The sequence below is a fragment of the Paenibacillus urinalis genome (genome assembly GCF_028747985.1).
Lineage (GTDB): Bacteria > Bacillota > Bacilli > Paenibacillales > Paenibacillaceae > Paenibacillus > Paenibacillus urinalis.
On the sequence record NZ_CP118110.1, the window covers coordinates 56,892 to 72,524 of the forward strand.

The following is a 15,633-nucleotide window of genomic DNA, read 5'->3' on the forward strand; positions in this document are numbered from 1 at the left end:
GGAGTGTTTGTTGTGAATCGTATTGCATTGATTACAGAGTCATCTACCCGGCAAGATAGTCCAATGCCTGCTTATCGATTCTACCAAGGATCCCGCAGCCGTTGGGTAAACAACATCATTCGTTACATGGAGGTACGTAATTTTTCGGAGGACAACATCTTCTTTCTTAGTGTATTTGGGCAGCGGATCATTGGGTACCAGGAGATTATTGACCCGTACCCTGTTCGAAAATGGCACCCACGAAAGGATGAATGTACTGCTTTTGCAGAAAAGGTATTGGCTTTTATTCAACAAATTCACCCGCTTCCCTTCGTAGAAATCCATACCGGTAAGACCATATCAGACCCCTTAAAACGTCTGTTTGACGAAAAGGGAATCGAATACCGAGTATACGGTGACGGAGTTCCTCTTGGAGCAAAGCCTACATGGTACGCGGAGTTAATTGAGAACGAGCTTACCCAAATCCGACTGAAAGAGATTGAAAGAGAAAAGATGGTCGTATCTTCGTTAATTCAATTCCAGTCGCCACAAGAGGCAAGCCATTTAATCGATCAATTCGAAAATAAGGCACACCTATACGGAGTTGAAGCCAACATAGAAGAGCTTAAAAAATTACTTGGCAGCTACCGCCAAAAGAAAAAGGACGCGAAAAAGGCATATGAAGCATTCAACAACGTAATGGAGAAAGAAGATATTGCAGGGGAATTTAATAAGTTCCTGCTGAATGTTCAATCCCTTGCTGAACTTCATGGACATGCTCATTTTGAAGAAATAAAGAGCAGATTCGGTCAGAGTGTAGCAAAGCTTAGGTTGTACTTGATCAAGCATAACTACGCTTTAATGGCCGAATACAGCATCTTTGCTGCACTGCAGCGTATGCAAATAGCGCTTCTTAAATGATGAGTAAATAAAAAAGACATAGGAACGAGAGTGATAGATGTGATCAAGTGTACTTCTGATATTTCTCTAACAGAGCTGAACTGCGAGTGTGAGGGGGCAAAAGACTGCCCAATATGTAACGAAAAAGGTTCTGTTACGGTTTTGGACTTTTCAGAAGCCTCTCTGTATTGGCATGAAATGCTCGAGAATTTCGTTTATCGCCTAGAAGCTGATTATCAGTATTCTAACTTTGTCACGGATATTTATCGCATCCAGGATAAGTTGTTTGTAACTTATTTAGGCGGGGAATTTAAAGAATCGCAATCTTTCTGGTTTGATATTCAATTTCTCAATACATTAGAGCTGAATCTGAATGATCCATTACAGCTTGAGACGGTTACTCTTGATGGAATTCATGATTGGTCCACTGAGGTTTACAACACCATTATGTCTGCCGATTACAAGGGAACACTTGCTGGATCTGGGATACTAGATTGTAACGAGAAAGAGGAGAAAAACACAGAGATATATATAGATTTAAGTACTCAAGTCATAATTTCAGTAAAGATGTTTCAGGATCTTATTCAGGAGGTCACTCCTTATATGGGTCCTACTGCAGTTGAACGAGCTGCTGCAGACTTTCAACTTTGGACGAATACTCCCTATTCTGAATATGTTAGGCGTTCTGAAGCAGGAGAAGATGCTCATGAAATTCTTGGAGAAGATTTTGCTGGTTCAACCTTGTATTTCGAGACAGCTGTTATTGAGCCGTCACCGAATACAGATGAAAAAGAGTACTTAGTAATTAAGGAGTAAAAGAAATGACAAATAAAAGTAGGCTACTCCATACTCTCTAAACTCAGGTGTGAATGAAGGAACGGATTTATTTCCGTTATGCGGTTCATTGTAACCCCCTTCTGCGAGCTCCCTATTGGGATAAGTAGCACTTACGTTTCTCTAATCGAGGATCCGTAAGAGGACAGATAGAGTCCTGCCTATTTCCGAATCGATAAAACCGATTTCGGATAATAGGAGAGATGGAAGATGGCACTGAAAAACAATGTTGTACAGACGGGTCTACGATACTTCGGAGGTAAGGCAAAACTTGCGCATTCAATTATTCCTTACCTACCTGACCATCATTGCTGGGTTGATTTATTCGGCGGGGCTGCCAATATGACGATTGCCCGTGAGCCCAGTAAAGTTGAGGTGTTTAATGATAAAGACGGAGATCTTATCAATTTTTATATGATGCTGCGGCAGCAAAAGGAGCAACTGATAGAAGACCTAGCCTCTTTGCCAACGAGCCGTTTTTTATATGAGACCTGGCTTCGTGAAGAAATGCCGGAGGACCCATATGAACGCGCTGTTCGATACTTCTATCTACTCAGACAAAGCATCATTCCTATGCCTAATCAACCGAGCGGCTGGCGTGCTGGAAGAGTAAAGAACTGCGCTTCAGATTACCAGTCATCGATACTCAAGTTGGACTCTTTTGAGAAACGCTTCCGCAATGTCATGATTGAATGCTTAGACTACCGAGAAATCATAAAACGTTATGATGGACCAGAGGTGTTCTTTTTTATTGATCCTCCTTATGTTGGCCGTGAGAATTGCTACAAAGGTGGTTTCCGGCAAGAGGATCATGTGGAACTAGCTGAGATGCTTAAGCATATAGAGGGGAAGTGCCTTGTTACCTATTATGGTGACCCGCTTGTGCTTGAGCTTTATAAAGATTGGAATTACGTGACCTTAGAAGCGAAGGTTGGTTCTGTTGTGAAAGCATCAGAAGGCCAAAAACGTAGGACAGAAACCGAGTATCTGTTTATGAACTATTCACCTACTATGTCAGGACAGATTTCATTCTTCTAATAAAGAGCAGCATTATAGCAGTATATTCTAAATGCTTTACACCCTCTGCACAGGGAAACATTAATCCTCCCTGTGCAGAAGGGAGGAGCAGGAGGAATAACATAGTGGTATTTGCAATCAAACCTGAAGTTAAGACGGAACATACGGTAGCTCATCTATTTGGCGGAGCAGGCGGCGGCTCTCTTGGTTTCGCTCAGGCACGAGCAGAATATATGGGATACGTCGGACGTTTTCGAACACTCTGCAGCATTGATGCTGACCCGGTTGTTTGTCAAAACTATGAGCTAATTACAGGTGGTAAGGCCGTATGTATGGATTTGTTTTCAAGAGAACAGTACATAGATTTTCACGGAGATGAACCGCCGAATCATTGGCATGAGGCCACGCCTGGTGATCTATGGGACGCATTTGGTTGGGAAGTACCTGATGTAATTTTTACATCTCCTCCATGCAAGGGTTTTTCGGGTCTGCTGCCTGAAAAATCAGCAAAAACAAAGAAGTACCAGGCTCTCAACATGCTAACAATCCTTGGTCTAGAAATAGCGCTTAAAGCTTGTCTCGAGTACGGTGGACATCTTCCAGCGCTCATCTTGCTTGAGAATGTGCCTCGCATTATGACCAGAGGAAAGCAGATTCTTGATCGAATCAAAAAGCTATTGCAGTCATTTGGCTATATTACCAGCGATAATACTCACGATTGTGGGGAGTTAGGTGGTCTGGCGGAACGGAGAAAGAGATATCTCTTAATCTCCAGACAAGAAAAGCGTGTGAAAAATTTTGTCTATCAGCCTCCACGCAGGCCATTAAAAACAATTGGAGATGTTATCAAAGATTTACCATTTCCAGGTGATACAGTCGCAGCAGGACCGCTTCACCGGCTTCCTAAACTTGAGTGGAAGACATGGATGCGTCTTGCGCTGATTCCTGCCGGCGGAGATTGGAGAGATTTAAATAAGCTCGATTGGTGGAACTATCGAGTTCAACACGAGCCTAGACGAGGGGCTTGGGCAGTTGAAGATTGGAACAGTGTTTCTAGAACAATCACAGGAGGAGCTGGGCCTGGCAGGAGCAATGGAGCTTCAGCCGTATCTGATCCTCGAATGGGTTTAAACGAAGGAAGTACGCATCGTTCCATTTACCGTATGTCTCAATGGGATGAGGCTTCCCAAACGGTGACAGGCGCTGTAGGGCCGAATAATGGAGCTATTTGCGTAAATGATCCTCGTCTTAAAGAACGGAAGGGGAGACACCCTGGGGTGTATCAAGTTGTTAGACATGATGAGCCTTCCCCATGTGTGACCGGAACCCGGTTCGGCAGCGGTGCCTTGGCTTTCTCTGACCCAAGGAATGCTGCACCTTCCAATGTTCTAAACGGTACAGAGGATGGAACATTTCCTGCAGATCAGGATCGAGGCGTGTACCTCATCATTGCTGAAGACGGTACTTGGCATCGTCCACTTACGACTTACGAATTAGCGATGTTGCAATCTTTCCCTGCTCATTTGCCTAATGGTATGCCTTTCCAGCTTGTTGGCTGCAGTGATGCAAAGGCTCGGGAGTATATAGGAAATGCGGTACCTCCGGAAGCAGCTAAAGCAATGGGGACAACCTTCCTTGTTGCTTTGATGGCGGCTTCTGTAGATGCCGGCTTTACGCTGAGCTATGAGGCTGTTTGGGTTCGTAATGAATCAGAACAGCAGTCAGAAGCAATCTTACATTAAAGAAATCTGTACTTGAGTTTATATAAATAGCAGGAGCTGCCAAAAAGGCAGCTTTTTTGCTCTATAAAGAAACTCTCCTATCAGATGCTTCAATAGAAAGTCAAAATATGAAGGTGTCTATCTTCCGAGATAGTTTCCTTTCAAGATATGTTAAGTATAATGTTTAATATACATAGATGATGGAGGCTTTTCATGAAATTTCTTATAAGACTAGGGATATGGGTTTTGTTTTATTCCTTTTGGAATAATAGACTTTTTTTATGGGCTCGAAAACATAAATGGTTTAAGGAGGATCATGGCACCTTCGATAAGTTGGCTGTTTTATTAACAATGTTTGGCGTTGGTTTTGCTGTTTATCAATACATCTTCTCAGTGAAACCGATCTTTGATAAAGAAAATGAATTAGCAACTGCAAAGGTAGAAATTAACGAGCTATCAAACGAAATTAAAGAAAAGAATTCTGAAGCACTCAGACTCCAAAATGATATAAAAAACAGCACGACGCTTTCTGAGGAATTAAAAAGTGACGTAACTAACCTTCAGAAGGAAAAAGAACAGTTATCTGCTCAAGTGGAACGGTCCAAACTAGAGATAAGTGAGTTACAGAGCAATATAGCAGATACCCGTGATAATGCATTAGAAGCTTACTTATATAAACATGTGAGCGAAATTATGAATGATTTATTGTTAGAGAATCTATATGACAAAAATACTTTATCAAAAAGTCATTCATTGCTTTATGTAGAAGAAGCACTCGATAAGGCTTCTATTGAAAATGTGGAGAAGGAGGCATTAAATATAATTAAAGAATATGCGGAAACCACTATGCCAGAGGATTCATACGAAACAACAGATATTTACGGAGCCCTAATTTACTATGCTGAAAAAAATACGAATATGCCTTAGTATCATACGGTCGAGTGTTTCTTGTACTCAGCACATGGGACTTTGGTCAAAGGAACAATTACGAGCCTTCATTAAAGAGAATAATGAGGTCACGGCCAAAATGACGCCAAACACCCGCAACAGCAAAAGCAAAAAGATAGTCGTCAGTGAGTATGGCGAGCAAGAGATTACCATGCCTAGGGATCGGATGAGCGAATTCGAGCCCATTGTCGTGCAGAACTGGGCCAGATGCTACTCCAACTGTCTGTCTTTTTTCCAGAACGGGTGGGCAATCATTTACGTTAAGTCGCCAAATCCCCCTCGGGGGATTTCCTTGTCATTCTTGACAGACCCATACTTTAAACTATCTGCATACCCAATAAAACATATTTAAAAAATAGAAAGAAGCAGCCAGTTACGACAGCTTCTTTCTATTTTTAGCTACTGCTTAATATTTTTTAACTGCTTTTGTAAATCAAAATCCTCTGGCTTAGGAAGGTAAGCCCACTTCTCTCCATTTTGAATCCATTCTTTTAGATAACCCTCGTAGGTATATCCTTGATCATCATCGTGAAAACCAAACTCAAATCCACAACATGGGCAAACGATAAATGTTTTATATCCATATTCATCGATAGGGGGTTCTTCCAATTCGTTGTATCCACATACAAGACAAATAAAAGTTTTCATATTAATCTCCTGATTTTATTATTGATTTCTCCAATACTTCATCCCAGCTTTAGGTTTGTAATATGTTCTTATGTGACCTTTTCTATCTAATACTCCGAATTCATTTGTTTTTGGATTGTAATAGAGTCGATCTCCATTTGCTCTTGATTTCTTTAATACGTTCCGGCCATTTTTTGCTTTGAAGAATTTGTTAGCTTTTGTTGAGTATGCCCCTAAACTAAGTTTTTTAGCACCAAATTCATTCAAGTGGTGTTTATGAGCATTAGCAAATTTCATATTTCTAAAATTATAGTTCTTAGATTTAGATTTAGAAACTCTTCGAGCTGTGTAAGTAGCCTGTTTCGCTAATTTTTTTGGAGCTTGTTTCTTTAAATAATACTTCACTCCAATTTTAACTAATATAAATGTTACTTGAATTATAGAAAAGGGATTATCGCCATCATGGTCAACCAAATTCACTGGATTATTATCACTATATGAATATTTATTCTGGTTAATTGGTGAAGCACTATCTCCAGAATGTGAATCCATAGTTAGGAACACAGCTAGATCTGGATCATAATATCTCGCTGATAACAGATATAAACCAGTTTCATCATCATAGCGATATCCTGCGTAACGATAAGGGTTAACATCAGCAAGTTCACCACTTTGGGATATTATATTTCCCCAAGCATCGTAATCATAAGAAGCAACTATGTTTCCTGAATTATCAGTTAAACTGACTACGTCCCCGTGACCATTTAAGTGATAGTAATATGTTTGTCCTTCAAATATAAATGCAACTGGTACGTCACTTTCATCCCATATATATTCAATTACTATATTCCCGGATTCATCAGTTTCGTAGATAACTTTATCATCTTGGTAGAAATAGTTGCGTTTTTTATTTTTCGTCTCAGTACTGATACGTTTTCCATTATTATCATATCTAGCACTAAATATAGTAACATTATCAGTGTCCTTAATTTCCGTTAACTGATCAAAAACGTTATAAACATATACGTTTTGATTATCTTTAACTAAGTTACCATTCCGATCATACTCAAAAGCGGTACCATTAAATGTACTAATTTGATTAACTTTATTAAAAGTTAACTCATTGGTGGTAACATCGGAACCCTTTGTTACTTTTTTAGTATCTCGATTACCCGTGAAATCATACGAATACTCAATTTTAGTACCATCAGTCAACGTTTCTGAAATCAACTGACTAAGGTTGTTATACTCGTATTCAACAGTTCCAGTGGAAGCAGTTACTGACTTAATCAGATTATTTTGGTCATAGGTATAATTGTATTCGTTGATGGCTGTTCCATCAGAACGATAATTTGCATAACCAGTTAAATTTTTAGCTTTATCATATTCAGTTTTTGTTGTTGCCCCATTACCTAGAGTAATATTTTTGAGGTCATCAGCGGTGTCATAACCATAGCTAATAATTTTAGTATTATTGAAATACAGATCTGTGAGTCTATCAAACTCATCGTAATTATAGTTAATTACGGAGTCAATAGCATTAACAGAGTACGTTAGAGACTTAACTTCCCCATTTTCAAAATATAGATATTTTTTTGAACTTCCTCTATCTATTTCTGAATCAATAGAACCACTATCCGTGTACTTAATAACTTTTTCGTCATCGTTAATGGTTTCCAAATTTCCATTCGGATCATATGTGTATGAGTAGAGAACATTGTCATTTTCTTTGGTGGCAACCAATTGATTCAATTCGTTATAAACATAGGTAAAAATCCTGCCATTCGGAGTCTTAGTTTCAATAAGATTACCATTAGAATCATATTTATTATTTGTAGTGTTGCCCAAGGCATCTGTAGACGATAAGATCTGCCCAGTTCCATTGTAAGTATTTACCTCAACACTACCATTTGGATATGTTGTTCTTAAAAGGTTACGATTATTATCGTAGTCATACGTAGTAACCTGTTTGTTTGCATCAGTAACTTTTACAAGTTCATTTTGTTGATTATATTCATAATAACTCGTATTTCCCTTACCATCAGTTTTGCTTAATTCATTCCCTTGTTTATCTGTTACCGATATTGTAATATTTCCATTCCCATCGGTTGTAGTTAATACTTCATTCCCAACTGCATTGTAAGAGTATGAATCCATAGATCCATCGGGTTTATCAACAGTTTTTAAGTTTCCATATTGATCATAGGTATGCTTTGTTACCTGACCTTTTGAATCAGTAATGGTATCAACTTTACCCTTATCATTATAAGCATAGGTTATAACATTCCCACTTGGATCTGTTTCTGTAGAAACAAAATTTAAAGAATTATACGTGTATTTTGTTGTTCGATTTTCTTCATCAGTCTTCTCAAGAACATTACCGTATGAATCATATTTTTGAATATATTTCTTGCCGGTAGAATCAATAAATATCTCTGGATTATAGTTTGTATCATATTCAACCTGTTCTTCTGTTCCGTCTGCATAAACAATTGATGTAGGGGTATAATTGCTATCCATGTGATACTCAGTTACATTACCTAGAGCATCCGCAACATAAGAGGTTCTTCCAGCAAATTGATAGCTTTTTCCCGGTCGTTCTAAACCATCTACACCAGAAACGTCTGTCGATGGCTCCTGAACTTTAGCAACATATTCATTCTCATAAGTAAAGTCTGTCCTGCGGTTATTAGGATCAATAACTGTAGTAAGGTAACCTTCTGGGCTGTAACCATATTTTGTTCGGTTATAAGTTCCGTCAGTAGAATACTGATCCACCGAAACAAGTCTTTTATTAATATCGTAATTGTAATCTGTTTTTTGTCCTTCTAACATCGCATAGTCAACTAAACCACTCGTTGTATAAGTGAATACTAGTTCTCTACCCGTAGCATCGACTATACCAGTTAACTTTCCATCTGTTGAATATTTGTATTCAAGTTTATTTCCATATAGATCCTGTTCATAGCTTATTCTTGCAGTCACTACACTAAGTTCGTTATCTATATTTACAGTATCAAAATGAGTAATATATCCATTTTTATCAGTAATGGTATATCCTGTTGTTCCTTTGTTTTGATCCGTTACTTTTGTTAACGTTAGGTATTTACCTGGTGGAGAAATATACTTCTTTGTAGATTGGTCATATTTGAAATAATGAGATGTTCCATCAGGTTCTGTATAAAGAACATTCCCTGTTTTATAAGCATCATAGATGCTTTCGTACCCGTTATAAACCCATCCATATCCAAAAGGTGTTAATTCTACTGATTTAGAATTATATGTTCTACCAAATACTAGAGCAGTATCCCCCCGTGAATCTAGATTATAATCTGTATACTGAATAACGTTATTACCAGTGCCCAAGTTGACGTTGCTAGTTCCTTCTCCCAAACTAATGCCATCAAAAGTCCAATAATCTTCCAATCCTAGACGACTTGCTGAAGTGTAGGTCACACTAAGAAGAGGAGTATTTTTTGTGTTAGCGGTATCATCACCGGAAATAAATTTTTTATAGGTATTTGTGGTTTCAGATGAACTTTTGAGTAAAAAACCTAAATTCGAATCGGGATTATTAATCCACTTTTCCATCATGTACGGTGTGAGAGACCACTTATAATTGAAATCCAAAGATGTAAGAGTATCTACATATGCAGTAGAAACTTGGGAGGCATTAAAATCTCCGCCTTGAGAATTCCACTGTGTCCCGGCATCAGAGTACATCCATGAAGCTGAATATTCTGTCCATGGTGTGCTTATTGAATGCAAGGTTACATTCATACCAGTGTCATTAGATACTGAAGCCAACCATAAATTTAAATCAGCTGTTAAAACATTTGCTCCTTGAGGAATTGAACTAGTATCAAATCTAATTAATGAACGAATAATATTATCTTGGGTAGCGTCTTTGTATAAACCTACCCCTAAGGTTGTTTCTGTTGGTGCTGTCTGTTTTGGGAATGCACTTCGAATGTTTGTATCAGAAAGTGCATATTGGGGCTGATATTTAACTATTGTAGGATCTAAAGTTACTGGATAGACCCTCTTGTCACTGAGCAACCATTCCTGATTGGGGATCAGGTCTATATACAACTGATTATTTTCAGATCTCAAATCGTACTTAATATCATATGATATAGCTTCTTCTGGTATAGTAGATATTTCTTCGTTCTCTTTGTATCCATTAGGTTTAAACGAATCATACATAATAGGTGCTTCAATATAATACTTTATATCACCTGACTCTTTATCTAATAAAAGGATTGAGCCATTCTCTCGTTGCTTGTATGTTAAATTACCTAAATCTAATGAGAAGGTATAGATAACCGGTGTTTCCAGGTTAGCAGGTTTATCTTTTAAAATTATCTCCTCTTTAATACGATCGTTACCCAAGGAATATTTTAGATCCGCATTCTCAAAAACTTCTGGATAGATTATAGTATTGTTGGAAACTTCCGCATCTATGGCAGTTTCTATTTCGGAGTAAGTAGTATTAGTAACCGATTCCTCCTTCATTGGAGTTAAATTTATCTCATAGTTATTTTCTGAAATTTCAAGTAGGTTGTCTTCGGAAGTGTGTTGTTTATCTAGCTTTACATGAAAAGAGTGGGCGTTATTGTAAATAGATGTATTATTCTCTTTAAGAACGTTATTAATTGGTTTCCATTTCTCTATGTTTTCATCAAAGTAATGGATCGGTGTTGGAGAGATATCCGTTGTTAATGTACCATTGCTGTTTATGTATGTTTTTGAATATTCACTTCGTTTTCCTATTAATTCCTGCCTTTCATTTTTGATATTTACGACATCAGATGTCTTGTTATCTTTAACTTCTGCTATCGCTTTTGGATTAATTGCTGTTGAGGTCAATAATGAACCTGCCATTACAAGAATAATGGACTTTTGAAATAACCTATTCATTTTTCATCTCCTAATTAAAATTATCTCTTCTTCAGAAATATACCAATGAAAGTTATAACTATCTGAGAAGAAATTGGTAAGCAAAAATCATTATTACAAAAACAAATTTCGATAGCAATGAACAAAAAATACCAAGTGGAAGCTTAACAAAAATCAACCGAATTACCACCGCTATTATCTTGCTATTCAAATAGTAATGCACCAATTGCATAGTGTAGGTCATCGTGAGAAACCCAGTAAATATATCCCAAATTATGAAGAGTCGTGTTTACAACACTTTTGTCCCACTTTATAATAATGTTATTAAGATTTTTGTATTTTTCTTTGCCGCTAATTTTCGGTAAAGACGGTGAACGCTTCTTTTAAGCTAATAAATATTGGATTGAAATAGGAAGGCTATAAAGCATACGCACTATACGTATGTCTTTGTACGCCTTCTTTTTTTATGTCCAAATAGGAGGAGATAGAGATGAGCAATTTGCAAACCGTCATTGAAGACGACGGAATGAAGATGCTTAGAGTATACAGAGCTGGGCAATTGATACTCTGTTTACCTGAAGTAAATCGAATTGCGACATTAGAAAATCAGATTAATACGGAAACTTTCGATACGATCGAGGAAGTAGTGGCGTTTATCGGAAGTAGAGAGCAGTGTTGTAGCAGATCTTACTCACTGCATCTGATCTTGAGAGCATATGAGTTCGTTAACGAACACTACATCAAGCTTTATTACTACATTCATTCTTCGGGATGTTAGCAGAGGGGGATATAAACATGGAAACTTATGAATTAGTCGAAAACACAACAAAGATTGGGATTCAAAATCGGCTGAAGGACTATAACTCTGTGATCTTAGATACCTGGGATTACCTTGAAGCTGTTGGTTTTTCATTTCATGGGGTCGTTCGAGACTGGACTGCAATTTTTGAGAAGGGTGTATACTTTGCAATCCATCATTTCGTTAAAGATCGACCCGATTTGGATTGTTTAGCACCGGATAGCGGCTTTTCATGGAAGGATTTATTTCAAGGCGATTCTGTCTCAGGAGCGCTTTTTTTGTTTCTGGAAAAATCAGGATTTAATTTATGGATGCCTGAACAGGCAGCTATAGACGCTTTGGTTGCTACTACAGTGACGGATGACTCTTACATGTTTGGCAGAAACAATTATCCTTCCATGAGTGATTGGAGCTACACGAGTCCAAAGCACAAATTCCAGGTCTACGGATTCCATCGATCCTGCGCTGTACTTATTGAAATTTACGCGCTCAATATTCCTCCTTATGGTGCGAGTAAAGACCAGCTACCGTTTCCAGAGGATCGCTGCCAGCCATCTTTCGATATATTTGATCTGGCAACCGGCGCTTCGCAAAAGCGTACACAGCGAGCGATCGCGGGGGAAACTTTGGATTTCCTTGAGAAAGTAGATGATGAACTATTAGCTGTAACAAGAGCCAAGATCAAGAAGATCTATGATGAGCACTCTATCATCGGATTATTAAATTCCGGTGGTGTTGATTCAAGGCTTACGCTGCAGCTGATGATAGAGCATGCAATAAAGAACCCCGATCCGTCTAAAGGAATCATGGTCATATCAGCTGATACGTTAGTGGAGAACCCAGGCGTTAAACAAATTATTCATGAGCTTCGAGATGCTTTAGGCAGGGCTTTTCCATGGATTGAGTATCACATCGTTGAACCACGAGAGGATAATACCCTGCTCGTATGCATCATCGGTAAGGGATACCAAGCCCCTTCCGTCTCCTTCAAATACTGTGTTCGTCGTCTTAAGATTGAGCCGGCGAGAGAGTTCCTTGAGGCAATGTTTTTGGCTGAAGGAGCTGAAGACACGGTGCTGGTGCTTGGTTCGAGAGACAATGAGAGTGTAATGAGAAAACGCAGCCTTTCGAAGCATTTTGGTGAAGACTTTTATGGGCATCATCCTGTAGGCAATATTCGTACAGCCTCACCTATTCGAGATTGGACGAAGCAGGAAGTCGTCACGTATTTAGCGTTCAACCGGGGACCATGGAAGAAGGGAGCTCGTAATACAGAGCTTCTAGCCTTTTATGGCAATGCAGCCGGCAGTGAGTGTCCTCTTGGTGCTGCCGTTGTTAATGACAATGAAGCCATGATGCAGTGCGGTAAGTCGGCAAGAATGGGCTGTTACCTGTGCACCATATCTCAAGACAAGAGTATGGGAAATCTGATCTCCACTCATCCGGAGTACGAAAAATATTACAAATTCCGTAGAATCCTTAAAGCGATCGGTCAGGATATTCGATATGGAGGTATCACTGGGGTTCAAAGGATAGGTAAGTCTAAAATCGGAAGTGGTATCGGAGATCTAACGATAGATTGTCGAACACATCTCCTGCAGACGATGGCCAGACTCGATATTGAGTGGCGCAAGAGTGAGATTATCACCGCGTACCAAATGGTATTAGAACGAGAAATGGTTGAGGGATTCCCAGTAACGGAGAGGTTCCGTGATGCAATATTTCAGTTGATCGCTGTATCTGGTTCTATGAAGAATTTCTTTGGTCACTCTGTATTCGATCCATACGGAACAGGAGTTGACCAAGTTACAGAGGAAGACAACGAAGCTATAAAGAGAATACTTGAAAAGAGAAGAAATATGATCTGATGGGTACATGTATGTGTCTATCGCTTGTTCAGCGTCCTGGCGGACGGTAATAAAAACACCTCCGCCTTGCGCGGAGGAGCATGGAGGTAAAAATATGTCCCAACAATCAGTTATGTCACTGTTTGATTACTTTATGTTTGAGCAGGATTATCAGGTGGTTGACCAACACGAGATTTTCTTTAATCCACCGGCAGCGGTAGTTGCGTCTAGTAGTTCCGGCAATAGCAAACAATTTGCTTACGACTGTGGTGAGGAATTACGGGGTGCACGAAAGCATCTTGCATCTGGCCTGGTAAAGTTCTCATCGGAGTGGCAGACAGCTATGGAAGTCGATCCTAGCCAGGCATATGATTTAGTCTGTAAAGATGGGTTAATCGGCTCACTGAATGCTGAGAATTTACAAGAAGAGGGTTATACTTCTGAGGCTGCTCTAGTTGTGAAACTAATCTGGGACCGTGTAAGTCAACGACCAGCCGATGATTCAGTTCAAAGAAGATATTTCATACAAGCTGTGAATGAACTGAGATCCTTATTTAGAGACGCGAAAACAGTGGATTCTGTTAAATCTGCAGTCTCAGAGCTGCGGATTAATGTTCGTAATGCCCATTACTCGCAATCCGAGTACCAGGTGAAAAAGAATCCGGAACTGTTGTCCTACTCGCATTGGCTGTCACTAGGAGATCGATTCAAATCTCTTTTTGTTACCAAGTCACGGGCAGTGGCAGGATACCGCTAGATATATAAGAGAGCTTTTGAATCAGAGGAAGGACAGGATTGGAATTGGGCAAAGAAACGAAGGAATCAAAGTAACCGACGACAGTCAAATAAAGCCTACTGGGAGCGTAAAGTACCTGATGAGGTAATCCGCTTATCAGAGAAAGCATCCGGAGTTACGAAGCCTGAGGACTTTATTACTCAATACGGTTTTCGTGGAATTCAGTTCGGTAATTGGGTGGATGATGCTGCAGGAAGATACCACGTACTTTGTTCTGGGAATGCTTGGGCAGATCTAGCTTCTATTTTGAAGCTTCCTCCAAAAGCGATCTCATTCTATGGTGCTCTTGGGCTTGCCTTTGGAGCAAGAGGGAGTGGTAAAGCAGCAGCACATTTTGAGGTTTCTACCAACGTAATGAATTTGACCAAGCATCGCGGAGGAGGATCCCAGTGCCATGAATGGGCTCATGCGCTTGATCAAAATCTGTATTCATACTCCCATCAATTCTCGAACGGTAAGCGTGCCTTATTGTCCGGTTCTGAGGCAGGACCTCATCTTCCTGCAGAGTTAAAAGAAGCCTTCGCTGATCTAATGAAGGTGATTAAAGAAGGTAATGGCAAGCGACTAGTGAAAGTTCCTGATCCGCTCCCGCTTCCCCAGAGTCGTTATTACGACAGAATTAAAGGGGCATTGGCGTTAAATAATTACGATATAAGTACTGCATTACAGTCCTTGATTGGCCGATATCGTATAAAGAATAATCAATGGATGGATATTGCCATTTTATATTGTAATCTGCTAAAGGAAGCAGGGAAGGAAGTACCAAAGAGCTTCTACATTCCCTCTGATGAAAGCCTATTTTATTCCGATGCTAAAAACATGGGGGCATACTGGCGTCGTGACCATGAGCTCTTTGCAAGAGCATTTGAATCATGGATTGAAGATGAATTGTCAGCGGCTGGTATGACTAACTCGTATTTAGTATATGGAACACAGTTTGGTAGTCCTTACCCGTATGGTGAGGAGAGGCAATTCATTAATGCTTCTTTCCGCAAATGGTGGGAAATCATGCTGCAGCTAGAACTCTTCACAAATGAACGTTTCTGGCAGAATGCGAATTGATAACTCACAAAATGGGGGGATCCGGAATGGCTAAAACCTTGAAAGAGTTACTGAGGGATATAGAGAGGAAACGCGAGTGTTTAAATAGAGCTGAGAAGCGACTAGGGATTAAGTCAAAATATGTTCTTAAAAAATCCCAGGAGCTTGATGCTTTACTGAATGAATATGCAGCTAGAACCATAGCTTGTATGGAGAAATAAATCA

At 39.4% G+C, this 15,633-nt stretch carries 13 protein-coding genes; 11 read left to right on the forward strand and 2 right to left on the reverse strand.

From position 1 onward, the window contains the following. Positions 1 to 12 precede the first annotated feature (12 nt). The 6 genes from PUW25_RS26745 to PUW25_RS26770 all read left to right on the forward strand — a co-directional run bounded on the left by PUW25_RS26745 (position 13) and on the right by PUW25_RS26770 (position 5,751). Positions 13 to 900 carry a DUF6884 domain-containing protein gene (locus PUW25_RS26745; protein ID WP_205055016.1) on the forward strand — a complete coding sequence of 296 codons (888 nt, stop codon included), beginning with the start codon at positions 13 to 15 and terminating at the stop codon, positions 898 to 900. A 39-nt stretch (positions 901 to 939) separates the two neighbouring features. Beyond that, on the forward strand, positions 940 to 1,695 hold the full coding sequence (locus PUW25_RS26750; protein WP_205055017.1) for a hypothetical protein: 756 nt from the start codon (positions 940 to 942) through the stop codon (positions 1,693 to 1,695). A 228-nt stretch (positions 1,696 to 1,923) separates the two neighbouring features. Then, positions 1,924 to 2,751 (forward strand): DNA adenine methylase, encoded by an 828-nt coding sequence (locus tag PUW25_RS26755; RefSeq protein WP_205055018.1) that lies wholly within the window; start codon positions 1,924 to 1,926, stop codon positions 2,749 to 2,751. Between the two features lie 104 nt (positions 2,752 to 2,855). Next, entirely contained in the window at positions 2,856 to 4,472 is a 1,617-nt protein-coding gene (locus PUW25_RS26760; protein ID WP_274338794.1) for a DNA cytosine methyltransferase, read from the forward strand. A gap of 192 nt (positions 4,473 to 4,664) precedes the next feature. Beyond that, positions 4,665 to 5,378 (forward strand): coiled-coil domain-containing protein, encoded by a 714-nt coding sequence (locus PUW25_RS26765; protein WP_205055019.1) that lies wholly within the window; start codon positions 4,665 to 4,667, stop codon positions 5,376 to 5,378. 34 nt (positions 5,379 to 5,412) lie between these two features. Then, positions 5,413 to 5,751 (forward strand): transposase, encoded by a 339-nt coding sequence (locus PUW25_RS26770; protein WP_274338795.1) that lies wholly within the window; start codon positions 5,413 to 5,415, stop codon positions 5,749 to 5,751. Positions 5,752 to 5,798: 47 nt separating this feature from the next. On the opposite strand, the gene PUW25_RS26775 is transcribed toward PUW25_RS26770, so the two are convergent. Both PUW25_RS26775 and PUW25_RS26780 read right to left on the reverse strand, forming a co-directional pair. After that, entirely contained in the window at positions 5,799 to 6,047 is a 249-nt protein-coding gene (locus PUW25_RS26775) for a hypothetical protein (RefSeq protein WP_205055020.1), read from the reverse strand. A gap of 18 nt (positions 6,048 to 6,065) precedes the next feature. Next, a complete protein-coding gene (locus PUW25_RS26780) occupies positions 6,066 to 10,946 on the reverse strand; it encodes a DNRLRE domain-containing protein (RefSeq protein WP_274336765.1) in 4,881 nt (1,626 codons plus the stop codon). 469 nt (positions 10,947 to 11,415) lie between these two features. On the opposite strand from PUW25_RS26780, the gene PUW25_RS26785 reads away from it, so the two are divergent. The 5 genes from PUW25_RS26785 to PUW25_RS26805 all read left to right on the forward strand — a co-directional run bounded on the left by PUW25_RS26785 (position 11,416) and on the right by PUW25_RS26805 (position 15,629). Next, complete coding sequence (locus tag PUW25_RS26785) at positions 11,416 to 11,703, forward strand: hypothetical protein (protein WP_205055022.1); 288 nt, start codon at positions 11,416 to 11,418, stop codon at positions 11,701 to 11,703. A 17-nt stretch (positions 11,704 to 11,720) separates the two neighbouring features. Beyond that, entirely contained in the window at positions 11,721 to 13,592 is a 1,872-nt protein-coding gene (locus PUW25_RS26790; RefSeq protein ID WP_205055023.1) for a phosphoadenosine phosphosulfate reductase domain-containing protein, read from the forward strand. A gap of 94 nt (positions 13,593 to 13,686) precedes the next feature. Then, positions 13,687 to 14,328, forward strand: a complete 642-nt coding sequence (locus tag PUW25_RS26795) for a hypothetical protein (protein ID WP_274336762.1) — start codon at positions 13,687 to 13,689, stop codon at positions 14,326 to 14,328. Between the two features lie 285 nt (positions 14,329 to 14,613). Next, positions 14,614 to 15,429 (forward strand): LPD1 domain-containing protein, encoded by an 816-nt coding sequence (locus tag PUW25_RS26800; RefSeq protein WP_274336761.1) that lies wholly within the window; start codon positions 14,614 to 14,616, stop codon positions 15,427 to 15,429. A gap of 26 nt (positions 15,430 to 15,455) precedes the next feature. After that, on the forward strand, positions 15,456 to 15,629 hold the full coding sequence (locus PUW25_RS26805) for an aspartyl-phosphate phosphatase Spo0E family protein (protein ID WP_205055024.1): 174 nt from the start codon (positions 15,456 to 15,458) through the stop codon (positions 15,627 to 15,629). Positions 15,630 to 15,633: the final 4 nt, after the last annotated feature.

Coding starts and splice junctions, on each gene's coding strand:
- PUW25_RS26755 (WP_205055018.1), top strand. CDS start 1,924: ATGGCACTGAAAAACAATGTTGTACAGACGGGTCTACGATACTTCGGA.
- PUW25_RS26765 (WP_205055019.1), top strand. CDS start 4,665: ATGAAATTTCTTATAAGACTAGGGATATGGGTTTTGTTTTATTCCTTT.
- PUW25_RS26770 (WP_274338795.1), top strand. CDS start 5,413: ATGGGACTTTGGTCAAAGGAACAATTACGAGCCTTCATTAAAGAGAAT.
- PUW25_RS26775 (WP_205055020.1), bottom strand. CDS start 6,047: ATGAAAACTTTTATTTGTCTTGTATGTGGATACAACGAATTGGAAGAA.
- PUW25_RS26780 (WP_274336765.1), bottom strand. CDS start 10,946: ATGAATAGGTTATTTCAAAAGTCCATTATTCTTGTAATGGCAGGTTCA.
- PUW25_RS26785 (WP_205055022.1), top strand. CDS start 11,416: ATGAGCAATTTGCAAACCGTCATTGAAGACGACGGAATGAAGATGCTT.
- PUW25_RS26790 (WP_205055023.1), top strand. CDS start 11,721: ATGGAAACTTATGAATTAGTCGAAAACACAACAAAGATTGGGATTCAA.
- PUW25_RS26795 (WP_274336762.1), top strand. CDS start 13,687: ATGTCCCAACAATCAGTTATGTCACTGTTTGATTACTTTATGTTTGAG.
- PUW25_RS26805 (WP_205055024.1), top strand. CDS start 15,456: ATGGCTAAAACCTTGAAAGAGTTACTGAGGGATATAGAGAGGAAACGC.